Origin of the sequence: Tepidiphilus margaritifer DSM 15129, assembly GCF_000425565.1 — a bacterium.
GTDB lineage: Bacteria > Pseudomonadota > Gammaproteobacteria > Burkholderiales > Rhodocyclaceae > Tepidiphilus > Tepidiphilus margaritifer.
Genome location: NZ_AUDR01000013.1, coordinates 80,413 through 102,505, shown reverse-complemented (window position 1 = coordinate 102,505; position 22,093 = coordinate 80,413). Strand labels below are relative to the sequence as shown.

16 protein-coding genes are annotated in these 22,093 nt (G+C 67.0%); 12 read left to right on the top strand and 4 right to left on the bottom strand.

Annotated elements, in window-relative coordinates:
• Nucleotides 1-48: 48 nt before the first annotated feature.
• The gene (locus H607_RS0101275) at nucleotides 49-1,596 is read right to left on the bottom strand and encodes a surface-adhesin E family protein (protein WP_157381251.1); all 1,548 of its coding nucleotides are present in this window, start codon (nucleotides 1,594-1,596) and stop codon (nucleotides 49-51) included.
• A 149-nt stretch (nucleotides 1,597-1,745) separates the two neighbouring features.
• Between H607_RS0101275 and H607_RS11180 the strand changes: the two genes are divergently transcribed.
• Genes H607_RS11180 through aroE form a run of 3 tightly spaced genes read left to right on the top strand, consistent with a single transcriptional unit; the run spans nucleotide 1,746 to nucleotide 5,394 of the window.
• Nucleotides 1,746-3,659 carry a ribonuclease catalytic domain-containing protein gene (locus H607_RS11180; protein WP_037989205.1) on the top strand — a complete coding sequence of 638 codons (1,914 nt, stop codon included), beginning with the start codon at nucleotides 1,746-1,748 and terminating at the stop codon, nucleotides 3,657-3,659.
• Complete coding sequence (locus H607_RS0101265) at nucleotides 3,656-4,558, top strand: energy transducer TonB (protein WP_088178685.1); 903 nt, start codon at nucleotides 3,656-3,658, stop codon at nucleotides 4,556-4,558. Before H607_RS11180 ends, H607_RS0101265 begins: the two co-directional genes overlap by 4 nt.
• 2 nt (nucleotides 4,559-4,560) lie before the next feature.
• On the top strand, nucleotides 4,561-5,394 hold the full coding sequence (gene aroE, locus H607_RS0101260) for a shikimate dehydrogenase (RefSeq protein ID WP_028873922.1): 834 nt from the start codon (nucleotides 4,561-4,563) through the stop codon (nucleotides 5,392-5,394).
• A 3-nt stretch (nucleotides 5,395-5,397) separates the two neighbouring features.
• Here the strand turns inward: aroE and hemL are convergent, their stop codons facing one another.
• Nucleotides 5,398-6,678, bottom strand: coding sequence for a glutamate-1-semialdehyde 2,1-aminomutase (gene hemL, locus H607_RS0101255; RefSeq protein WP_028873921.1), 1,281 nt, complete (start codon nucleotides 6,676-6,678; stop codon nucleotides 5,398-5,400).
• Nucleotides 6,675-7,295 (bottom strand): thiamine phosphate synthase, encoded by a 621-nt coding sequence (gene thiE, locus H607_RS11175; protein ID WP_211218429.1) that lies wholly within the window; start codon nucleotides 7,293-7,295, stop codon nucleotides 6,675-6,677. The genes hemL and thiE overlap by 4 nt, the downstream gene beginning before the upstream one ends.
• Nucleotides 7,296-7,397: 102 nt before the next feature.
• Here thiE and H607_RS0101245 point away from each other — a divergent pair, with 102 nt between their 5' ends.
• The 9 genes from H607_RS0101245 (at nucleotide 7,398) to H607_RS11150 (ending at nucleotide 21,006) form a co-directional block, all read left to right on the top strand.
• The gene (locus H607_RS0101245) at nucleotides 7,398-7,814 is read left to right on the top strand and encodes a response regulator (RefSeq protein WP_037989201.1); all 417 of its coding nucleotides are present in this window, start codon (nucleotides 7,398-7,400) and stop codon (nucleotides 7,812-7,814) included.
• Nucleotides 7,815-7,818: 4 nt separating this feature from the next.
• The gene (locus H607_RS0101240) at nucleotides 7,819-8,184 is read left to right on the top strand and encodes a response regulator (RefSeq protein WP_028873919.1); all 366 of its coding nucleotides are present in this window, start codon (nucleotides 7,819-7,821) and stop codon (nucleotides 8,182-8,184) included.
• A 5-nt stretch (nucleotides 8,185-8,189) separates the two neighbouring features.
• Nucleotides 8,190-8,723, top strand: coding sequence for a chemotaxis protein CheW (locus H607_RS11170; RefSeq protein ID WP_051240541.1), 534 nt, complete (start codon nucleotides 8,190-8,192; stop codon nucleotides 8,721-8,723).
• A 35-nt stretch (nucleotides 8,724-8,758) separates the two neighbouring features.
• A complete protein-coding gene (locus H607_RS11165; protein ID WP_051240540.1) occupies nucleotides 8,759-10,444 on the top strand; it encodes a methyl-accepting chemotaxis protein in 1,686 nt (561 codons plus the stop codon).
• Nucleotides 10,445-10,462: 18 nt separating this feature from the next.
• A complete protein-coding gene (locus H607_RS12820; protein WP_051240539.1) occupies nucleotides 10,463-15,412 on the top strand; it encodes a hybrid sensor histidine kinase/response regulator in 4,950 nt (1,649 codons plus the stop codon).
• Between the two features lie 3 nt (nucleotides 15,413-15,415).
• A complete protein-coding gene (locus tag H607_RS0101220; protein WP_028873918.1) occupies nucleotides 15,416-17,239 on the top strand; it encodes an ABCB family ABC transporter ATP-binding protein/permease in 1,824 nt (607 codons plus the stop codon).
• 127 nt (nucleotides 17,240-17,366) lie between these two features.
• Nucleotides 17,367-18,341 carry an asparaginase domain-containing protein gene (locus H607_RS0101215; RefSeq protein WP_028873917.1) on the top strand — a complete coding sequence of 325 codons (975 nt, stop codon included), beginning with the start codon at nucleotides 17,367-17,369 and terminating at the stop codon, nucleotides 18,339-18,341.
• Complete coding sequence (locus H607_RS11155; protein ID WP_037989200.1) at nucleotides 18,338-19,339, top strand: glucokinase; 1,002 nt, start codon at nucleotides 18,338-18,340, stop codon at nucleotides 19,337-19,339. Before H607_RS0101215 ends, H607_RS11155 begins: the two co-directional genes overlap by 4 nt.
• A complete protein-coding gene (locus tag H607_RS11150) occupies nucleotides 19,336-21,006 on the top strand; it encodes an ABC transporter ATP-binding protein/permease (RefSeq protein WP_051240538.1) in 1,671 nt (556 codons plus the stop codon). Before H607_RS11155 ends, H607_RS11150 begins: the two co-directional genes overlap by 4 nt.
• Here the strand turns inward: H607_RS11150 and H607_RS0101200 are convergent.
• Entirely contained in the window at nucleotides 20,999-22,090 is a 1,092-nt protein-coding gene (locus H607_RS0101200) for a glycoside hydrolase family 5 protein (protein WP_028873916.1), read from the bottom strand. The two genes, H607_RS11150 and H607_RS0101200, sit on opposite strands and share 8 nt — an antisense overlap.
• Nucleotides 22,091-22,093: the final 3 nt, after the last annotated feature.

The window sequence follows — 22,093 nt, the reverse complement described above, 5'->3', positions numbered from 1 at the left end:
TCAAAGCCGCCGACCCGCTGCTACAGCCTTCCGCCTCGTGGGGGCGGCTCAGCGCACGACGCTGAACAGGGGCCGGTCATGGCGCGGCTGTAGCGGGCGGCTGGTGCGCGGCCCTTGTGTGAGCGGGGCGATCTCGGCGGGGATGGCCTCGAGCGGTTCGCGAAAGACGATCCAGCGCACGTCTTCCCGGCACGGCGGCCAAGGCTCGGAGCCTTCGTAGGTGAAATAAGAGGCGTCGACCGGTTCGAGGCTGCGCAGGTCGAGCGGCAATTCGCGCGGCGCGGCGCTTCCCTGCTCCGCCCAGTCCGCCAGCGCGGCGAGCAGCGGATGGGTGCGCTCGGCGGCGACCACGCGCAGGGCCACGAAGAGCCGGGAGCCGTCTTCCGCCCGATGCTGCAGAACCACTTCTCCCAAAGCGACGCGCATCCCGAGCCGGTGCGCCCCGGGGTGATGCCAGCTGATCCGCTCCAGCCGATACCATGTTCCCTGCCACCCCAGGCGCTGTTCCCGCGTCGGCTCGAGCAGCAAGCCTGCTTTGTCCTGCTCGAGAACGACCCGACCGGGTTGGTAGCGGAAGAAAGGCGGCGGAAGATCGGCCGGCGTGGCACCTTCGAGCGCGATGGGGGATTGACGCTTGCCGTCGTGGCACAGACGCCAGTCGGGCGAGAGGAGGTGCCACTGGGAGGGACCGGCAGGGCCGTCGGCGTAGGTCCATTCGCCCGGCGGAGGGCGTCTGGCCGCGCGTCGTTTCTTCTGGCTCGAAGGAATCTTGCCCGAAGGAGCGGCGCGATGAGCGAGGATCGGCTTGCGCTCCGCGGGAGCCACGGCAGAGGCGGCCACCGGGGGTTGGGAACCGGCCACAGGCGCAGGAACACTCCCGGAGCGTCCCGCCGTTGGTGCTTGCGCAGACGCGGCCGCTGGCGAGGGCGCGCGGGGGGGCTGGAGCGCCAAGGCGGAGATCGGCGGCGAGCCATCGGGTCGATTCACCGGCGGTTTGACCGGGGGTTGCTGCGCCGGGACGGGAAGCTTGGCCACTTCGGGCGGCAAGGCGGAAGGGTCGACGAGATCCACGCCCAAGGGCAAGGGTTTTTCCGCTGACGACGAAGCCGTTTTGGCCGCGGCGCCCTCCATCGCGCTCTGTGCCGATCCCAGGGCTTCCTGGGCGATACGGCTCAGTTCTTCCGGCGTGGGGGGGCGGCAGACCACCAGCCACAAGCGCTCGTCGACCGAACCGGGGGCAATGGGGGTCGTCTCGGGCTTGGGGATCGTCTCCTCCGAGAGCGGCAGGTCGTTCGCGTCGAGATACACCCGCTTGACCGTCGTATAAGTTCGGCGCTGGCAGTCGAAGCGGTTGAGCGCCTTGACCGAAGTGTAGCCGCGGCGCTTGGCCTCGTCGGCGTTGAACACGACGCGTCCCCATACCACCTTGATGCCCCCTTCGGCCGGAATGAGGGTTGCGGGATCGATCTGCACCAGACGATCGCGATCGCGCGCCACCGTCTGCCACTCGGCCAAGACGGCAGAGCTGAGCGTGCCCAGCACCAGCAGCGCCAGAAGACGCCGCCAGCGCCCTTTCATTGATTTCATCGCGTCCATGATGCGCCGTTTCCTTTGTCCAGCCGCCAAAGCCCTGAGATGTATTATCGTCCGCCGGTCAGAAAACTTGAGGTACCGGCGCGTGTCTTTTCCGTCATGCTGCCGATTTCGGGTAAACTGCCAGCGATCGAGCCCTCCGACATAGTTCCATGTTCGTCCTTTTCGAAGAGTCCGGCGCATTCAAGGCCGGCACGCTCCTCTCGGAGCAGGAAACCACGCTGCACGTCGAGCTCCCCTCCGGCCGCCGCCTGAAAATCAAACGCAACGCCGCGCTCCTCACGTTTCGCGAGCCCGAGCCGCAGGCGCTGCTCGACGAAGCCCAGCGCCAGGCCGAAGCGCTCGATGTCGACTTCCTGTGGGAAGTGTGCGGCGAGGAAGAGTTCTCCTATCTCGACTTTGCGCGGGAATACCATGGCGCCGAGCCCTCCGCGGTCGAAGCGGCGGCACTGCTGCTGCGTCTGCACGCCTCACCGATCCACTTCCACCGCAAAGGCAAAGGGCGATTTCAGAAAGCGCCGGCCGAGATCCTGCAAGCAGCGCTCGCCGGCCTGGAGAAGAAGCGCAAGCGCCAGGAGGCGATCGAGCGCATGCGTGACGAGTTGGTGGCCGGTCGTCTGCCCGACGAAATCGCCGCAGCCCTGCCGCAACTCCTCTACCGCCCCGATCGCAACCGTCCGGAAACCCAGGCGCTGGAAGCCGCGAGCGTCGCCTTGCGCTGTTCGACGGCGCAGTTGCTGCTGTCGGTCGGCGCGATCTCCTCGACGCACGATTATCATTTCGGCCGATTCCTCTTCGAAGTCTTCCCCGACGGGCTGGAATTCCCCGCACACCCCGAACCTGTCGTCCCCGACGATCTGCCGATAGCCGAAGTACGGGCTTTCTCGATCGACGACGTCTCGACCACCGAGATCGACGACGCCTTTTCCGTCACGCCGCGTCCCGGCGGAGGTTGGCGCATCGGCGTGCATATCGCCGCGCCGGCTTTGGGGCTTGCTCCCGGCGATGCGATTGATGCCATCGCCCGCGCCCGCATGTCCACCGTGTACATGCCGGGCCGCAAGATCACCATGCTGCCGCCCGACGTGGTCGAGCGCTTCACCCTGGCCGAAGGACACGTGCCGCCCGCCCTCTCCCTGTATCTCGACGTCGATGCCTCGCTCGCCATCCAGGGCATGGAGACGCGGCTCGAACGCGTGCCGATCGCGGCCAACCTTCGCCTGCACGCCCTGGAGCCGTTCTTCAACGAAGAAACGCTGCAAGAAGCCCTGCCCGAGGATTTACCCTGGCGCGATGAGCTCAAACTGCTGTGGGAGCTGGCCACCGTGCTCGAAGCGGGGCGCGGCAAGGCTTCGGTCACGCAGAACCAGGTCGATTACCTCTTTCACGTCGATTGGGAACGGGTCACGGAGGACGGCCCTGGCTGGGTCAGCATCACCCCGCGCCCGCGCGGTGCGCCAATCGACAAACTGGTGAGCGAATTCGCCATCCTCACGAACCAGACCTGGGGCAAGCGTCTGGCGGAGCACGGGCTGCCGGGCATCTATCGCACCCAGCCTGCGGGCGGCAAGGTGCGCATGGCGCTGGAAGCGGAGAGCCATGAAGGTTTGGGGGTGGATTGTTACGCCTGGTCGAGCTCACCCCTGCGCCGCTACGTCGATCTGGTCAACCAGATGCAGCTGCTGGCCACGGTGCGCGGCACGCCGGCCCCTTTCCCCGAACGGGGCCAGGATCTGCTCGGCATCGTGCGCCAGTTCGAGGCAGCCTACGCCACCTACCAGGAATTCCAGCGCCACATGGAGCGCTACTGGTGCCTGCGATGGCTGCGCCAGCACCGGGTGGAGCGACTCACCGCCACCGTGTTGCGTGACGATCTCGTGCGCTGCGAACGGCTCCCGCTCGTCGCCAAAGTCCCCTCCCTGCCGCCCACCGACGTTGGTCAGCGCGTGGAAGTGGAAGTCGAGCGCATCGACCTGGTCGAAATGGAACTCCGGCTGCGATTCATCCGTCTTTTATCAAAAGAAGCAACCGCCGACCCGGCCGCCGACCTCATTCTGGAGTCATGAATACGATCTTTCCCTTCTCTTTCGCCGTGCGCGATGCCGTGGCCCGGGCGTGGCAGCAAAGTCGGCATTCCCCCTTGGCATGGGCGCTTTTCTTCTCCCTCGCCCTGCATACGCTGTTGCTCTCCCTTGGTTTTGCCCCTCCCGAAGCCCGCCTTGCCGCGAAAAAGGACGAAGGCCTGGAAATCGTTCTGGTCAACGCCCACAGCCGTTCGACCCCAGACGATGCGAAGGCGCTGGCCCAAGCCTCGCTCGCCGGGGGCGGCAACGAGAAAACGGCGGCCGTGCCGACCACGGCCCAGCCCCCCCTCGAGCGCGATCATCCCAGCGACAGTCCACTCGAAGCCCATGCCCGCCATCAGGAAACGGCCAGTACCACCAAACGGAAACTGGTTCGTCCCGCCCCGGAAAAAACGATCGCCTCTTCTCCCGAGCCCACCCCCGCCGCCACGCCGGCACCGAGCGGTCTCGATCTGCTCGATCAAACGGCGAGCGTGGCCCGCCTGCATGCGGCGCTCGACGACACCGAACGCGCCGTGGCCGGGCAACCCCGCAAGCGATTCTTCGGCGCCAACGTCAAGGAATACCGCTTCGCGCGCTACATCGAAGACTGGCGGTTGAAGGTCGAGCGCATCGGCACCCTCAATTATCCCGAGCAGGCCCGGGGCAGGCTCTACGGAAGCCTGCTCATGTCGGTGTCGATCCGCGCAGATGGCGAGGTGATCGACGCGCACATCGAGCGCTCTTCCGGCCAGCCGGTGCTCGACGAGGCGGCGCTGCGCATCGTCCGGCTCGGTTCCCCTTATGCCCCCTTCCCGCCGGAGATCCGCGCCGATACCGACGTGATCGTCATCAAGCGCACCTGGACCTTCACCCGCGAATCGCGCCTGCAAGGGAACTGAACATGACCGATCGTTATGCCGTTTTCGGCCATCCCGTGGCGCACAGCAAATCTCCCTTCATCCATCACGCTTTTGCCGAACAAACGGGGCAAGGCTTGCGCTACGAGGCGATCGACCCCGGCGCCGAGGGTTTCGCCACGGCCGCGCGGCGATTCTTTGCCGAGGGCGGAAAAGGCGCCAACGTGACGCTACCCTTCAAGGAAGGGGCGCTGACGCTCGCCGACGAGGCGCTGCCACGCGCGCGCGAGGCAGGAGCCGCCAACACGCTCATCGCGCGCGAGGGGCGACTTCTGGCCGACAACACCGACGGGGTGGGCTTGGTACGCGACCTGACCCGGCGCCACGGCGTGCCGCTCGCCGGAGCCGAAGTGCTCCTCCTGGGCGCGGGCGGGGCTGCGCGGGGGGTGCTGGGGCCGCTGCTGCGCGAACGACCGCAGCGGTTGGTGCTCGCCAACCGCACCCCCGCCCGTGCCGAGGCACTCGCCGAGGCGTTCGCGGCACTCGCCGCCGAAACGGGCGTGAGATTGGAAGTACATACGTGGGAAACGCTACGCCTACCGTTCACCGTGGTCATCAACGCCACGAGCGCGAGCCTCGCCGGAGAACTGCCGCCGCTTCCGCTGGAACTCTTCGCCGCGCGGCCCTTCGTCTATGACATGATGTACGGCGCCGCCCCCACCCCGTTCCTGCGCGAGGCGGCGCGCCACGGTGCGCGCACCGCCGATGGACTGGGGATGCTGGTGGAGCAAGCCGCCGAGAGCTTCTTCCTCTGGCGCGGTGTGCGCCCGGACGCGCAGGCGGTGTATGACCGCCTGCGCGCCGCGCTCACGGGCTGAGGATCAAAGGGCAGAGAATGCCCGACGCGCCGCCTCCACCGTGGCGTCGATGTCGGCCTCGGTGTGCGCGGCCGACACGAACCCTGCCTCGAAGGCGGAGGGCGCGAAGTGATGCCCTGCCGCCAGCATGGCGTGGAAGAAGCGCTTGAAACGCTCGGCATCGCAAGCCATCACTTCGGCGTAGGAACCCGGCACTTTGGGCGCGAAATAGAGGCCGAACATGCCGCCGAGCGAATCGGCCGCGAAGGGCACGCCCGCCTCTTCGGCCGCACGCTGCAACCCCGACACCAAACGCGCGGTGAGCGCTTCGAGCCGCTCGTAGAAACCCGGCTGCGCGACGAGTTCGAGCGAAGCAAGCCCGGCGGCCACCGCCACGGGCGAACCGGAGAGCGTGCCCGCCTGGTACACCGCGCCGAGCGGAGCGACGCATTCCATGATCTCGCGCCGTCCGCCGAAGGCGGCCACCGGCATGCCTCCGCCGATCACCTTGCCCAGCGTCGTGAGGTCGGGCCGGATGCCGGTGCGCCCCTGCATCCCCTGCAGCCCCACGCGGAACCCCGTCATCACCTCGTCGAAGATGAGCACCGCGCCGTGGCGGTCGCACAGCGCGCGCAAGCCTTCGAGAAACCCGGGACACGGCTTGACGAGGTTCATGTTACCGGCAGCCGGCTCCACGATGACCGCGGCGATCTCGTCGCCGCACTCGGCAAAGGCCGCCTCCACCGCGGCAAGTTCGTTGTAGGGCAGCACCAGGGTGTCGCGCGCTGCCCCTTCGGGCACCCCGGCCGAGCTGGGATGCCCGAAGGTGAGGGCGCCGGAGCCCGCCTTGACGAGCAGCGCGTCGGCGTGCCCGTGGTAACACCCTTCGAACTTGACGATGCGCGAGCGCCCCGTGTAGCCGCGCGCCAGCCGAATGGCGCTCATCGTAGCCTCGGTACCGGAGCTCACCAGCCGCACCATTTCGAGCGAAGGCAGAAGCGCCGTGAGCCGCTCGGCCATCTCCACTTCCAGCGCCGTGGGGGCACCGAAGGAGAGGCCGTCGGCGGCCGCCCGCTGCACCGCCTCGACGATCTTCGGATGGGCGTGCCCGGCGATCGCCGGCCCCCAGGCGCCGATGTAATCTATATAGCGCGTCCCGTTTTCGTCCCAGAGATAGGCGCCTTGCGCGCGGCGAATGAAGCGCGGCGTGCCGCCCACCGAGCGAAACGCCCGCACCGGTGAATTCACCCCGCCCGGAATCACTCGCCGGGCCCTTTCGAACCACGCTTCGTTGCGATCCGTCATCGTTTCTTCCCTTCCGTGCCGAAAACGCGATTGTGCCACGTCGCCCAGGCGAGCGCCCGCTCGACCGGATCGGGCGCTGCGAAGAGATCCGAGATCACGGCGAGCCAATCCGCGCCGGCCGCGACGAGCTCGTCGGCACGCTCGAGGGTGATGCCGCCGATCACGGCGATGGGCACCGCCAGCTCGGCACGGGCGCGGCGCAGCAATTCGAGCGAAGCGCGTTGCGCCTGGGGTTTGGTCGGGGAAGGATACATCGCGCCAAAGGCGACGTAGCTCGCCCCTTCTGCGATCACCGCCCTCGCACGCTCGAGATCCGCGTAGCAGCTCGCCCCGATGAGCGCGCCGGGTCCGAGCCGCTCGCGCGCCCGCTCGATCGAACCGTCTTCACGCCCCAGATGGACGCCCGCCTCGAACCGGGCGGCGAGATCGACGTCATCGTTTACGACGAGCGCCGCCCCGGCGGCCCGCACCAGCGGCGCGATGCGCTCGAGCTGGCGGGCCCGGTTGGCACGATCGAGCGCCTTGTTGCGATACTGCACCAACGCCGGCCTGGCAAGCAGCGCCGTGCGCAGCGCCGCGAGCAGGACGTCATCGTCGAACGCGTCGGGCGTGATCAAATACAGGCCGCGTCCGGGCAACCGAGAAAAACGCGTTTGCATCAGATCATGGTATCATGGACCATCGCCGACAGGGCATGATTGCCGAGAACGGGGATCCACGTGAACACCGAACGCAAACCACGCATCCTGGTGGTCGACGACAGCAATACCATCCGCCGCAGCGCGGAGATCTTCCTCGGTCAGGCAGGCTATGAGGTCGTGCTGGCCGAAGACGGTTTTTCCGCACTCGCCAAGGTCGTCGATTTCATGCCGGACATCATCTTCATCGACGTGATGATGCCCCGCCTCGACGGTTACCAGACCTGCGCCCTCATCAAGCAGAATCCCAAATTCCGCCACATCCCCGTGATCATGCTCACCTCGAAAGACGGCGTCTTCGACCGGGCGCGCGGACAGCTCGTGGGCTCCGATGAATACCTCACCAAGCCCTTCACCAAGAATGAGCTGCTCGAGGCCATCGCCCGGCACTGGCCGCCCAAGACCGAGGTGCCCACTCCGGTGCAGCAAGGAGATTGAGCCCATGCCCATCCGCCGCATCCTCGTCGTCGACGATTCCCCCACCGAGCGGCTCGCACTCACCGAGCTTCTCGCCCACGAAGGTTATCAAGTGCTCACCGCCGAGAACGGCGAGCAAGCCCTTACGATCGCGCGTACCGAACTTCCCGACCTCGTACTGATGGACGTCGTCATGCCCGGCATGAACGGTTACCAGGCCACGCGCCAGCTGCATCGCGACGCGACCACGCGCCACATCCCGGTCATCATCTGTACCACCAAGGGACAGGAAGCCGACCGCGCATGGGGTCTGCGGCAAGGCGCGGTGGCCTACCTCGTCAAGCCCATCGACGAAGCAGCACTGCTTGCCACCATCCGCAGTATGGAATGACGCCCATGGCCCGACGGACTTCGTTGCGCGAATTCCAAGAGCAGCTTGCCCAGCGGCTCGCTCTGGCTTCTGCCGCCCGCGCCGAACACTGGCTCATACTGCCGGCACCTGATCATCGGCTGCTGCTGCCGCTCACCGACGCCTCGGCCATCGCCAACGAATTCGCCCTCGTCCCCGTGCCACGCGCCCCCATGTGCTATCGGGGACTAGCCAACGTACGGGGTAATCTCATCGGCGTGATCGACCTCTCCTGGCTAGAGAATCGCACCCTCACCCCCATGGGCAAGCGCGCCCAACTTCTGGTGTTGGCCACCCGCCTCGTCGAAAATACGGCGCTCTTGATTCCCGAGGCGGTCGGCCTGCGGCCCCTCGAGGCCTTCACGCCCATGGAGTACCCGCTGTCCCGTCCCTGGCACGAGCGTGCCTATCGTGCCCCCGATGACGACCGGCCTTGCATCCTGATCAACGCAGCCCGGCTCATCACCGATCCGCTTTTTTATGGCATCGATTCCGGCGCATCTTTCGTCGGTTCGAGCTAACCCGAAGACCGTATCCGAGCAACGAGGATCCCACCATGGCGTTTCGTCTGTTTTCCTCCCGCACATCTACTGACGCCGCCGACGCCGCTCCGAATCCCAGCCCGAAAGGAGGAGGAACGCTGCGGCGACGCATCCTGCTCCTCTCGTCCCTGCTGATCGTGCTGATCCTGGGGCTCGTCGGTTTGGCCGTCTCGGCCAATCATACCGAATCGGCCACGCGCGAACGCCTCGCCGTGGCCGATCAGACGCGGGACGCCTTACAAAATCTGGGACGAAGCCTCCCCTGGGTGCTCCAAACCGATGACGAAACCCGCAAGTCGCTCGAGGGCCGGCGCCGCCAGGTCGAGGAGGCGCTGCGCGCGTTGTCGGGTCTGGCCGCAGAAGATACGCGTTTTGCCGAGCACATCGAGTCGCTCCAAAAAAGCTGGAACGAACTGCGCACCGAACTGCAGAAGCTCTCCGAAATTCCCCAGGGCGAGTCTCCCGACGTCGCTGCTGCCATTCGCCCCCTCAACCAACGACTCGAACGCCTACTTGGCGAAGCGAACACACTGCACCAAACCGTGCAACAAGTCGGTGCGGACGCACTCTCGATCCACTCTCAGGCCATGATCGCCATAGCCATCGTGCTCATCCTCGTCTTTCTCGCCCTGGGCAAAACCTATCTCGACGACGCCCGCGCCCGGGAGATCGAGGCCGAAAGCCAGCGCCAACGGCTCGAAGAGGAAAATGCCCGCACACAGCAGGCCATCATGCAGTTGCTCAACGAGATCTCGGACCTGGCCGACGGTGACCTCACCATCCGCGCCACCGTCACCGAAGACATCACCGGGGCGATCGCCGACTCGGTAAACTACGCCATCGAAGAGCTCGGCTCGCTCGTGCGCCGCATCAACGACACGGCCGAACGCATCACCGACTCCACCGAAGAGGCGCGCCGCATCTCCAGCGAGCTGCTCGAGGCAGCCCAAACGCAAACCGGGAAGATTGAAGAGGCCGACAACATCGTCCAAGACATGGCCCACGCCCTGCACGAGACGGCTGCTTCCGCCGAAGGCGCTGCTGCTTCGGCTGGCCGCTCACTGGAAGCCTCGGCCAAAGGAGCGCAGGCGGTGAATGAAACCATCCAGGGCATGAACCGCATCCGCGATCAGATCCAGGAAACCGCCAAACGCATCAAGCGGCTGGGTGAATCCTCGCAGGAGATCGGCGAAATCGTGGAACTCATCTCCGACATCACCGACCAGACCAACGTGCTCGCGCTCAACGCCGCCATCCAGGCTGCCGCCGCGGGCGAGGCCGGACGCGGCTTCACCGTCGTGGCCGAAGAAGTGCAACGCCTGGCCGAGCGCTCGGCCGAGGCCACCAAACAGATCGCCGCCATCGTCAAGACCATCCAGGCCGATACACAGGACGCAGTGGGCTCGATGGAGGCCGCCACGCGCGAGGTCGTCGCCGGTACGGCGCTATCCGACTCGGCCGGCGCTGCGCTCGAGGAAATCTCGCAAGTCGCCAAGGAAACCGCCACCCGCATCACCGAGATCGCTCACGGCATCCAGTCCCAGGCCGAACGCGGCGCCCAGGTCTCCGCCCTCATGCGGGAAATCCTCGCCATCACGCAGCAGACCCGGGAAGGGACGGAACGCACCGTTCACTCCATCGAATCGCTGGCCGAACTCGCCGCCGACCTGCGCGGTTCGGTTGCCGGTTTCCGCGTCTGATCGCCCGAGACGAAGGCCATGGTGCATCGCCCAGCTCCCGAGCCCCTATCCTGGATCGCCCCCGAAGTCGAACGCGTCCTCGCGGGGGCACGCTTGGCCTGTGAGCGCTCCTGTACGCACTACGACCCTGAAGCGCTCCGACAAGCGGTGTCTGCGTTGCATGAGACCCGTGGCGCGCTCGTCGTCGCAGGACTCGAAGGCTTTGCCCTGTACGTCGACCTGCTCGGGCGCGCGCTGGAGAAAGTTTCCGCCCGGCCCGATCCCGACCCGGACGCCTTGCAGCGACTGTATCGCGCCGCCGTCACCGCGGAAAACTACTTCCTAGAGCTCATCCACTCCGGCAAAGACCAGCCCTTGCGGCTACGCCGGCACTACCTCGAACTCGCGGCGCTCGCCGGAGAACCCGCTGCTGCGGAGAGCGATCTCTTCCAGTTCGAAGTCTCGATCCAGCCTCAGCCGCAGCCCGTCGTCTCGGACGAAGGCCGCATCCGTGCCGCCTTGCTGCGCCGCTTCGAAAAGGGTTTGGTCGGCTGGCTGAAACCGGTCGACGAACGCGAGGCCCTCGCGGCCCTCACGCCCATACGCGAGGCGCTCGCCGGATTCCTCAAGCTGGATGCCGGCCGACCGCTGGAGCCGCTGTGGCTGGCCGCCCTTGCCTACGCCGACGCACTGCGCGAGGGTCGTTTGCCTCGCGATGAAGTCTCCAAACGCATCCTGCACGATTTGCATCGTACGATGCGCCACGCTGGCGAATTCCCCCAGCCCCCCCAACGGCTCTTGCAAGCGCTCACCTATCCCGTCGCCCAGCTCGAACCCCATAGCCGGGCGCAGCAGTTGCTGCACGAACACTGGCGGCTCGCCGAAGCGCTGGAAGACCAAGACCTTCCTCTGGCCGAGATCCCTTTCCGTGCTCAGCTCGACACCCTGGCAGAGAGGATCGACCGGCTGATCGAGCACTGGGAGCGGCTCACTCAGGTGTCTGGCTCTCCTCTCGGGACATTCAACCAAGAGCTCGACGCTCTGCGCCGGCTCGCCCACCCCCTAGGACGAGCCAGTATCGATCAGGCCATCGAAGCGCTGGCTACACTCGTCCTGTGGATGGAAGAGCAACCCAACGAATCCCTCGCTGCTCAGGCCCAGTTGGAGCTCGCCCGCACGCTCCTCGTCCTTTCCGCTTACTGCCGCTCCGCCCATTGGGACGAACGCACCGAGCATCGCCTCCAAACTCAGATCGAGCGCTTGCGCGCTTTCGTCGAGGGTCGTCCTCTCCCCGAAATCGAGGCCCAAGCCACCGAAGCCGATAGCCGCAGCATTGGCAAAGAACTCTCGCGCCTTCTGGCCGAAGCCGAAACCCTGCTCGACCGCTACTATCGCGATCCGACCGAGCTCCTCGACAAAGCCCACGTCAATCGCCTCCTCGCGGAGGCACGCGCCACTTTACTGCTCATCGGTGCCGATGAAGAGGCCAAGGCACTCGCCCAGCTGCCCCCGTTGGTCGAACGCCTGGCCGAACACGGCAGCCTTGAAGACACCGAGCAGCATCAGCTCGTCGAGACGCTTGCCTATCTCCATACCCGAGCCGAAGCCTTGGCGCGCGGTGAATCCCTCGAGGAATCCACGGCATCCGTTCCCCAGGCCACCGCCGTTCCCTTGCAAGAACTCTTCGCCGAGGAGGCAGGAACGCTAGGTACCGACTTGTTGTTCGAGGAAGAAACGCCCCCCCAAGAATCGCCGGCACTCACCCAGGAACCAACGCCGTCCTCCCTTTTCGAGCAACAGGCCCAACCCATTCCTGCACCGCCTGGCGAAGCACAAAAAGAAACGGCAGTCGAGAGCGAATTGCTCGACATCTTCCTCGAAGAGGCGCGTGAAGTCCTCGCCACCTTGCAACGTCGCCTTCCCGAGCTCCGGGAACGACCGGACGATATCGACGCACTCACGGAAGTGCGTCGCAGCATCCACACGCTCAAGGGCAGTGGCCGCATGGTCGGCCTGACCGAGCTCGGCGAATGCGCTTGGGCACTGGAGCAGACCCTCAACGCTTGGCTACAGCGCCAATGGCCAGCCACGCCGGTACTGCTGCAGCTACTCCGGCAGGCACATCACCTTTTCGCCGACTGGGTGGAGGCGATTGCCGCCGGCCGACTCGAAGCCCCAGAAGCGGTCCCCGCGCTCGTAGCCGAAGCCGAACGCTTGCGCACCCTCGAGAGCCCAGACGCCCCCCTTGCGGCCGAAACCGTGCCCCCGGCCGAACCTCCCAAGCACGTCTTCGGAGATCGCAGCATCTCGCGCGCCGTGTTCGACGCCTTCCGCCAGGAAGCGCGCGAACGGCTCGCGGCCCTGCGCCGCTACCTCGACGAGGAACCGGCCCAGACGCCCGATGAGCCCCTCGTACGACATGTCCACACGCTGGCCGGCATCTCGGCCACCGCCAAAGTCTTCGAGATGCACGAGCTGGGTCGGGCGCTCGAGCTCGCGCTCGAACGGCTCGCCAAAATGCAGCGAGCCCCCGACGAGCAAGAGCGCGACATCCTGCGCAGGGCCGCCGAACGACTCGCTGCCGCGCTCGAGCGCGTCGAAGCCGGCCAACTGCCCGAGCCGCCCCACGACCTCTTGCCCGCCATCGAAGCCGTCGGCACCGTTCCCCAGGCGGCGGCACCTCCACCCCAACCCGCCGCCCCCGAAGTCGAGGCGGAAACCGCCCCCCCCACGGTGTCGCCGGAAACGGTCCGAGCAGCGCCTCCTGCGGAAGAAGTCGCCCAGGAAATCGACCAGCAACTCCTGCCGGTCTTCCTCGACGAGGGCGAAACGCTCTTCGAGAGCCTCTTCGAGCAGCTCAATCGTTGGGACGAGACGAGCGACGAGCAAAACGTCGCAGCCATCGCACGCACCCTGCACACCCTCAAAGGCAGCGCCCGCATGGCCGGAGCGCTGGAGCTCGGCGAACACATCCACCGCCTGGAACAAGAACTCAAGGAAGCCGGGCCCGTGGCTCGCGAGGTCGCTCGCAGCGGCATCGAAGCCGCCTATGCACTCTTCCGCCGCCTTGCCACGCCGCATGCGCCGGCACCGGAGGAAATGCCCTCACCCGCCGTCCCGAGCGCCGAACCGTTACCTTCCCCTGCGCCCCGCGAAGCGCTCGAGTCCCCCCACGTCACCTTACGCGTCCAGGCCAGTACCATCGACCGGTTGGTCAACGACACCGGCGAGATCGGCATCTTGCGCGCCCGTGCCGAACAGGATCTCCACGCCCTACGCACCGCCGTGCTCGAGCTCACCGACGACGTCATCCGTCTGCGCTCCCATCTTCGCGAGCTCGAGATCCAGGCCGAGACGCAGATGCAGACGCGCATCCACACGGCCGACGCGGCACACGCCGAGTTCGATCCGCTCGAGCTCGATCGCTACACGCGTCTGCAGGAACTCACGCGCCTGCTCGCCGAAGGAATCGCCGACGTCGCCACCATCCAACAAAGCGCCCTCTCGCACCTCGACCATGCCGAATTCGCCCTCAACCAGCAAGCGCGGCTCACCCGCGAGGTACAGCGCGAACTGATGCAGGTTCGTTCGGCGCCAGTCGCCAGCGTCGCCGCGCGCCTACACCGGGTCGTGCGCCAGACGGCCAAGGAGTTGGGCAAACGCGTCAACCTGGACATCGAGGGGGGGCAGATCGCCCTCGACCGGGCGCTCCTCGAGCGCATGGTGCCGTTGCTCGAGCATCTCCTGCGCAACGCCGTTGCCCACGGCATCGAGTCCCCCGAGGAACGGCGAGCCGCCGGCAAAGCCGAATTCGGCCAAATCACGCTGGCCGTACGCAATCTCGGCAGCGAAATCGAACTCTTGGTACAAGACGACGGCCGCGGCCTCGATTACGCCGCCATCCTCGAGCGTGCCCGCGCCGCCGGGCTGCTTTCCCCCGACGCTCGACCCGACGAGGCAAGCCTCGCACGGCTCGTCTTCCTGCCCGGATTCTCCACCGCCAGCGAGCTCAGCCAGATCGCCGGCCGCGGCGTGGGGCTGGACGTCGTCCACAGCGAAATCCAGGCTTTGGGTGGTCGCATCGACCTCGTGAGCGCCCCCGCCCACGGCACCACTTTCCGCATCCTGCTCCCCGTCACCCTGGCGATCACGCAGGCACTGCTCGTGCGTGCCCTCGAGCGCCGCTGGGCGATTCCAGCCAACCTGATCGTTCAAACCGAGCACCTCCCCGCCGAGGCGCTCCGCGCCGCGCAGCAGATGGGGCATGTCATTTGGCAAGAAAAAACCTATCCGTTGCGCTATCTCCCTCATCTCCTCGATCGTCCGAATCAGGTCGAGCCCCTGGAGCGACGTAACTGGGTGGTATTGCTCGCCTCCGGCGAAGAGCGACTCGCACTGCACATTGATGAGCTCGCCGGTAGTCAAGAAGTCATCGCCAAACCAGCAGGGCCGCATCTCAAGCGCATCGCCGGCATGCTCGGGGCGACGCTGCTCGCCGATGGGGAAATCACGCTCATCCTCAACCCCGTGGCACTCGCACGTACCCCCACCCAAGCGACCGTGGCCGAGGCTTCGGATCAATCGAACGGCATTTTCCAAGCAAAACCCTTGGTCCTCGTGGTCGACGACTCGCTCACCGTGCGGCGCATCACCGGGCGGCTCCTCGAACGGGCAGGTTACGAGGTCGTCCTCGCCAAAGATGGCATGGATGCGCTGGAGAAGCTCGCCTCCCTGGAGCACTTGCCCGTGGCGATCCTCTCCGACATCGAGATGCCGCGCATGGACGGCTTCGAGCTGTTGCGCCAGATCCGGGCCGACGCGCGCACGCGCGACCTCCCGGTCGTGCTCATCACCTCTCGGCTCGCCGAGAAGCACCAGACGCACGCGATGGCGCTGGGGGCCAACGCCTATCTCGGCAAGCCCTACGACGAAGACGAGCTCCTGCGTCTGCTGCGCCGCTACCGCGAGGCCGCGGCCCAGCCGACCTGAACGATGCGGGCGCATTCGTCCCTGCCGCCACCGGCCGAGGGCGCGACTCGCCCTTTGCACCTGCGTGAGACGATCGCACGGCTGTGGCCTTACCTCTGGCGTTATCGCTGGCGGGTGCTCGGCGCCTTCGCCGCGCTGATCGCGGCGAAATTCGCCAACGTCGCCGTGCCGCTCCTCTTCAAGGAGCTGGTCGATTTCCTGTCGCTGCCGCCGCAAGCGCCGCGCTGGGCCTTGCCGCCGCTCGCCCTCGTCTTCGCCTACGGGCTCGCGCGTTTCGGCACCTCGTTGTTCACCGAACTGCGCGAGCTCCTCTTCGCGCGGGTCACCCAAGCCGCGGTGCGCGCGCTGTCGCTCGAAGTCTTCTCCCACCTGCACGCCCTGTCGCTGCGCTTTCACCTCGAACGGCAGACCGGGGCGCTCACCCGCGATCTCGAGCGCGGCACGCGCGCCATCGGCAGCCTCATCAATTTCACCCTCTACTCCATCGCCCCGACGCTGGTGGAGATCACGCTCGTGCTCGCCATCCTCTTCGCGCGCTACGAACCGGCCTTCGGCGCGATCACGCTCGCCACGCTCATCACCTACGTCGTCTTCACCATCGTCGTCACCAACTGGCGCACCGTGCAGCGCCGCCGGCTCAACAAGATCGACGCACAGACCCACAGCCGCGCCGTCGATGCGCTGCTCAACTACGAGACGGTGAAGTACTTCGCCAACGAAGCCTATGAACGGCGCCGCTACGACCAGGATCTCGAACGCTGGCAGGAAACCGCAATCCGCAACCAGCTCTCGCTCTCCGGGCTCAATCTCGGCCAGGCGGCCATCATCACCGCCGGAGTGGTCGCCATGATGGGGCTCGCCACGGCGCGCGTGCAGTCCGGGGCGATGACCCTGGGTGACATCGTGCTCGTCAACGCCTTCCTGCTGCAGCTCTACCTGCCGCTCAACTTTCTCGGCGTGGTCTACCGCGAGCTGCGCCAGGCGCTGGTCGACCTGGAACGCCTTTTCGCCCTACTCGACGAAAAAGAGGAAGTGCGCGACGCCCCCGACGCGATCGAGCTCCCCGACGGACCGCTGGACGTGCGTTTCGAACGGGTCTCTTTTCACTACGATCCCAACCGCCCCATCCTGCACGACGTCGATTTCACCCTGCCCGCCGGGCGTACCGTCGCCGTCGTCGGTTCTTCCGGCGCCGGCAAATCCACGCTGGTGCGGCTCCTTTTTCGTTTCTACGACGTCACCGGCGGGGCGGTACGCGTGGGCGGCATCGACGTGCGCCACCTGAAGCAGGAGAGCCTGCGCCGTGCCGTGGGCATCGTGCCGCAAGAGACGGTGCTCTTCCACGACACGCTGGGCTACAACATCCGCTACGGCCGGCCCGAGGCGAGCGACGAGGAAGTCTGGGCCGCGATCCGCGCCGCCCGGCTCGACGAGCTCGTCGCCCGTCTGCCCGAGGGTCTGGAGACTCGGGTGGGCGAGCGCGGACTCAAGCTCTCCGGCGGCGAGAAGCAGCGCGTGGCGATCGCCCGCGTGCTGCTGAAAAACCCCCGCATCCTGGTGCTGGACGAAGCCACGTCCTCGCTCGATTCAGCCACCGAGCGCGCCATCCAGGAACAGCTCGAACGCATCGCCCAAGGGCGCACGACGCTGGTGATCGCGCACCGTCTGTCCACCGTGATGCACGCCGACGAGATCCTGGTGCTCGAAGAAGGGCGCATCGTCGAGCGCGGGCGGCATGCCGAGCTGCTCGCGCGGAGAGGACGCTACGCCGAGCTGTGGCGCCACCAGCAGCGCGCAAAGGACGCACTCCAGTCGACCCCGGGGTGAACCGCGCTCCGTTCGTGGCGGTTTCGCTGCGAAAACCATGCGTCCTACAGGAATGAGGCGCTGCAAAGCCGTCGCGCCATGGGAACGAACTGTTAAACTTCCACGACAGCATTTCAGTGCACTCCCCATGGCCGCACCTCCTCGCCCGCGTCTGCTTTGGCTCGCCACCGGCGGCACCGTCGCCGCCGCCGGCCGGGGCATCGCGTACCGCGCCGGAGCGCTCTCGCCCGAAACCTTGCTCGAATCGCTCCCCGAAGCAGCTCGGTACGCCGAAATCGAGTGCGCCTCGCCCTACGCCATCGATTCCAAAGACGCCACGCCGCAGCATTGGCTGAGGCTGCACACGGCGATCACGGAAGCGCTCGCGCGTCCCCAATTCGCCGGCCTCGTCGTCTCCCACGGCACCGACACCTTGGAAGAAACAGCCACGCTGCTCGCGCTCACCCTCGCACCGACCAAGCCCGTGGTACTCACCGGGGCCATGCGCCCGCCCGCCGAGGCAGGAGCCGACGGGTCGCGCAACCTCCTGCACGCGATCCGCCTCGCCGCCGATGCGGACACCCCGCCGGGCGTCTTCCTCGTCTTTGGCGAAGAGGTCTTCCCCGCGTTGGGGCTGCGCAAGGCGCACACGCTCGCGCTCCAGCCGTTTGCCGCCGAACCGCGGGGCGCGCTCGGTACGACCTTCCCCTGGCTGTTGCCGCCGATCGAGGAGCGCCCTTCGCCGCTGCCCTTGCCCCGCCCTTGGCCGACGGTCGTCCTCCTTTCGGCCACGGCGCTCGATGCGCCCGAGGCTTTGAGGCAGGCCCAAGAAACAGGGGCCGCCGCGGTGTTGCTGTTGCCCGGCCACGGCAGCGTGCCCGAACGCTGGGAAGCGGCGATCGCCGATGCGACCGCGTCCGGGCTCCTGGTGGTACGCGCGAGCCGCTGTGGCCAGGGGCCGGTGCTCCCGCACCCCGTCGACGAGCGCCTGGGCACCTTCCCCGCCGGCATTCTCTCCGCGCCCGCCGCCCGCGTGGCCGCCGCCCTCGTGGCCCCTTTTCCCCGCGAAGAATGGCAAACCCTGTGGCGCGCGCGCTTTTTGCCCTACGGAGCCGAGACATGACTCCTACGGCCGCACCACTTTTTCTCGCCGCCGACGTCGGCGGTACGCGCGCCCGTTTCCTCCTCGCGCGTTGGCGTGGGTCCGGCGGGGATTCGCCTTGGGAACCGCTGTCCCAGCGCGTGTTCGCGGACGACGACTTTCCCCATTTCGACGCAGCCCTCGAGGCTTTCCTCGCCGAATGTCCCCCGGGCGCCGAACCGAAACTCGCCGTGATCGCGCTCGCCGGCCCCGTGACCGGACGGCGGGCGAGGCTGACCAATCGTCCGTGGACGATCGACGCCGATGCCCTGAGCGCCCGCTACGACTGGCCGCGGGTCGAATTGATGAACGACTTCGCCGCCCAAGCATACGGCCTCGCCACCGCCCCACCCGAGACGCTGCACGTCCTGCAAAAAGGAGAACACCGACCGGGGCTTGCCGCCGTGCTCGGCCCCGGCACGGGACTGGGCATGGGATTCTTCCTGCGCGAGGGCGAGACCTTGGGCGTTTTCCCCAGCGAAGGCGGACACGCCGATTGCGGGGGATTCGACCCTCCTTTCCTCACCGCCTGGAGCGCCTGGCTCGCCCGCGAAGGGCGCATCGCCTCCTGGGAGAGCCTGCTCTGCGGTCCCGGTCTGGTGCGGCTTGCCGCCTTTTTTGCTGCCGAACGCGGCCAAAACGCGCCCTGGCCGGATGCCCCAGCCCTCGTCGCCTCAGCAGGGAAAGGGGACCCCCTCGCCGAAACGGCGGTGCATACCTTCGTGCGCGCGCTGGGCGCCTGCGCCGGCGATCTCGCCCTCATCGGCTGGACTCTGGATGGGGTCTACCTCGTCGGCGCACTCGCCGCGGCCATGCGCCCCTGGCTGGATGCGCCGGCCTTCCGCGCCGCCTTCGCCGCCAAGGAACGTCATGCCGGGGTACTCGCCACGCTGCCGATCCTGCTCGCGGAGGACCCATTGCTGGGTCTGAAGGGCGCGGCCGCTTTCGCCTGCCGCCTGCTCGTCGAAGGCCAAGCATGAGCACACCGGCCACTCCCGTTCCGCTGTTGCCTTTCCTCCTGCTGGGGCTGCGCTACTACCGTCGACCGCGGGCCTGGGGTGGTGCCTTGGTACTCGTGGTCCTCACCCTTGCCCAAGTCGGCCTGGCGCTATGGACCAACCACTGGCAACGGGCGCTCTTCGATGCGCTGGAAAACCGCAACCTCGTCGAACTGCCCGCGCTCATCACCACCTTCCTCACCATTCTCCTTCTGAGCGTGGCCGTCACGGGTGTCCACCTCCTCGTCAAACGCGGCTGGCAACTCGGCTGGCGGCGCTTTCTCACCGAGCAGCTGCTCGAGAGCTGGCTCAGCCGGGGACACCATCACCGACTGCGTCACCTGCCCGGCGCCCACGACAATCCCGACGCCCGCATCGCCGAAGACGTGCGCATCGCCACGGAAGTGGCCGTCGAACTCTTCCATTCCCTGCTCTACTCACTCGCCTCCATCGTGCTCTTCGTCGACGTGCTGTGGGTGGTCGGCGCCGAACCGCACGCCTCGCCCCCGGGCACCATGGTCTGGCTTGCGCTTGCCTATGCCGGCATCGGCACGATCACCGGGGTGCTGCTGGGCCGGCCGCTCACCCGGGCCACCGACCAGCATCAGTCGCGCGAAGCCGACTTCCGCTACGGACTGTCGCACATCCGCGACAAGTCGGAAGCGATCGCGCTCGCCCAAGGCGAAGCCTCCGAGCGCCGCCTGACGCGCGAGCGGTTCGACGCGCTCGCGCGTACCTGGTGGAAACAGTCCCTCGGTTACCTCGGGCTCGTCTCATTTTCCACCGCCTATGGAACGCTCCTGCCGGTCTTCCCCATTCTCGTGCTCGCACCGCACTACATCGCCGGCACGCTCACGCTCGGCATGCTGATGCAGGCGGCCCAAGCCTTCGAGCGGCTCACCAATGCGCTCTCCTGGCCCATCCACAGCATGGGCGACATCGCCCGCTGCCGCGCCTCGATCGAACGCGCCGCGGCGCTCCATCACGATCTCTCCGAGCTCGAAACGATCGAACGGCTGTGCCTGCCGGGGCAGGTCTGTCGCAGCGTCGGTCCTCCGGGGCAGCTGGTGATCGAGCGGCTCACTTTGACCCTGCCCAATGGTCACCCGGTACTGGAAAATTTCTCGCTCACGCTACGCCGCGGCGAAACCGTGCAGCTCGTGGGCGACCCCAATGCCGGCATCGCGCTCCTGAAAGCGCTCGCTGGTGTTTGGTCCTGGGGACAGGGCAACATCGTGTTGCCCGATGGGGAGACGCTTTCCTTCGTACCACAGCGCCCCTTCCTGCCCGAAGGGCCGCTCATCGCCGCCCTCACCTATCCGCGAGATCCCGCGGAAGTCGAGCGGGAGATCGTCGTCGACATCTTGCAGGCCGTGGGGGCGGAGTCACTCGTCGAGCGGCTCGACGAGCGCGACGACTGGAACCGCACCCTGACCGCGCCGGTCCAGCAGCGGCTCGCGCTCGCCCGCACCCTGCTCGAACGGCCCGCGTGGGTGTTCTACGAAGCCCCGGCCGACGCCCTGCCCGCACCGGGCAAATTCGACCCGGTGGCGCTGCTGCGCGAGCGCCTACCCGACGCGACGCTGGCGATCTTCTGGCCGCATCACCAGCCCTATCCCGGCGTACAGCGCGTCGTTGTCCTCAATTGAAACGCGCCGGCAGCCAGCCTCGCGCCACCGCCTCGCGCAGACACCACGCCGGCGTCGTCTCGGTCTTGTAATTCCAGAAGAACCAGCCGCGATAGCGCTCGAAGGTGAGGAGTTGCGCCGCCGCGTAGCCGCGCAGCGCCACCTCTTGCTGAAAGGCGTCCAAACCCTCGAGCGGGTGTGTCGTCGGCCCGTCGGCCCACAGCGACACCTCCTGCAGCTTGAGCCCGAGGCTCCATTCGCCGCACACCGTAGGCAGCCCCAGCTCGCGCCCGATGGCATCGGCCTCCGCGCGGAGGTCGACCACGGTCTTGCGCAGGTGCTCGTAGATATCCGCCTCCAGATCCTCGGGCGTGAAGCACTGGTAGCGGTGCACGTCGAACCAGACGTTCTCGTACGGCGGCGCATTCATGAATCCGAGATATTCGTGCCAATCGCGAAAACCGTCGTGGAACATCACGCCGACCGTGGGCGGACAGTGCGCCCGGATCGCCGCATAGGCGCGCTCGTAGTAGCGCTTCAATATATCCGTGGGCACGTCCCAGCGCGGCTCATTCAATACTTCGAAAGCGAAGAGCGCCGGCTCGGCGCGATAGCGCTCGGCCAGGCGCCCCAAGAGTTCGACCGAATGGTCGATGTATTCTGCTTTGGTGTGCCAGTCGCACACGTTGAGTATTCCGCCGTTGTCGAAGCCGTTCTGGCAGCCGGCGGCCGCGTGCAGGTCGAGCACCACTTTGAGTCCGAATTCTGCCGCCCAGCGCAGCGCCCGGTCGAGCACCTCGATGCCGCCGGTGACGAAAGGCTCGCGCCGCGCCCCATAGACCGGATGGTAGGGATAGGGCGGCCCCAGCACCCAATGCCCGAACGGGATGCGCACCGCGTTCAAGCCCCGTTCGGCGATCCAGGCGAAATCCTCCCGCGTGATCCAACGCGCCCAGTGCGCCCGCAGCCGCGGGGTAGCTTCCTCCCCCAGTGCCACGCACCAGGTCGTCTCGTCGGTGGCGTCCACCCCCTCGAAAAGGCTGGGCACCATCCATTTCTCGAGCACCAGCCACGACCCCAGATTCACCCCCCGCAAGCGTTCCATCGC

Excerpts from the sequence above, each read along its gene's own strand:
- H607_RS0101275 (WP_157381251.1), bottom strand. The coding sequence starts at position 1,596 with ATGGACGCGATGAAATCAATGAAAGGGCGCTGGCGGCGTCTTCTGGCG.
- H607_RS11180 (WP_037989205.1), top strand. The coding sequence starts at position 1,746 with ATGTTCGTCCTTTTCGAAGAGTCCGGCGCATTCAAGGCCGGCACGCTC.
- H607_RS0101265 (WP_088178685.1), top strand. The coding sequence starts at position 3,656 with ATGAATACGATCTTTCCCTTCTCTTTCGCCGTGCGCGATGCCGTGGCC.
- aroE (WP_028873922.1), top strand. The coding sequence starts at position 4,561 with ATGACCGATCGTTATGCCGTTTTCGGCCATCCCGTGGCGCACAGCAAA.
- hemL (WP_028873921.1), bottom strand. The coding sequence starts at position 6,678 with ATGACGGATCGCAACGAAGCGTGGTTCGAAAGGGCCCGGCGAGTGATT.
- H607_RS0101240 (WP_028873919.1), top strand. The coding sequence starts at position 7,819 with ATGCCCATCCGCCGCATCCTCGTCGTCGACGATTCCCCCACCGAGCGG.
- H607_RS11170 (WP_051240541.1), top strand. The coding sequence starts at position 8,190 with ATGGCCCGACGGACTTCGTTGCGCGAATTCCAAGAGCAGCTTGCCCAG.
- H607_RS11165 (WP_051240540.1), top strand. The coding sequence starts at position 8,759 with ATGGCGTTTCGTCTGTTTTCCTCCCGCACATCTACTGACGCCGCCGAC.
- H607_RS12820 (WP_051240539.1), top strand. The coding sequence starts at position 10,463 with ATGGTGCATCGCCCAGCTCCCGAGCCCCTATCCTGGATCGCCCCCGAA.
- H607_RS0101220 (WP_028873918.1), top strand. The coding sequence starts at position 15,416 with ATGCGGGCGCATTCGTCCCTGCCGCCACCGGCCGAGGGCGCGACTCGC.
- H607_RS0101215 (WP_028873917.1), top strand. The coding sequence starts at position 17,367 with ATGGCCGCACCTCCTCGCCCGCGTCTGCTTTGGCTCGCCACCGGCGGC.
- H607_RS11155 (WP_037989200.1), top strand. The coding sequence starts at position 18,338 with ATGACTCCTACGGCCGCACCACTTTTTCTCGCCGCCGACGTCGGCGGT.
- H607_RS11150 (WP_051240538.1), top strand. The coding sequence starts at position 19,336 with ATGAGCACACCGGCCACTCCCGTTCCGCTGTTGCCTTTCCTCCTGCTG.
- H607_RS0101200 (WP_028873916.1), bottom strand. The coding sequence starts at position 22,090 with ATGGAACGCTTGCGGGGGGTGAATCTGGGGTCGTGGCTGGTGCTCGAG.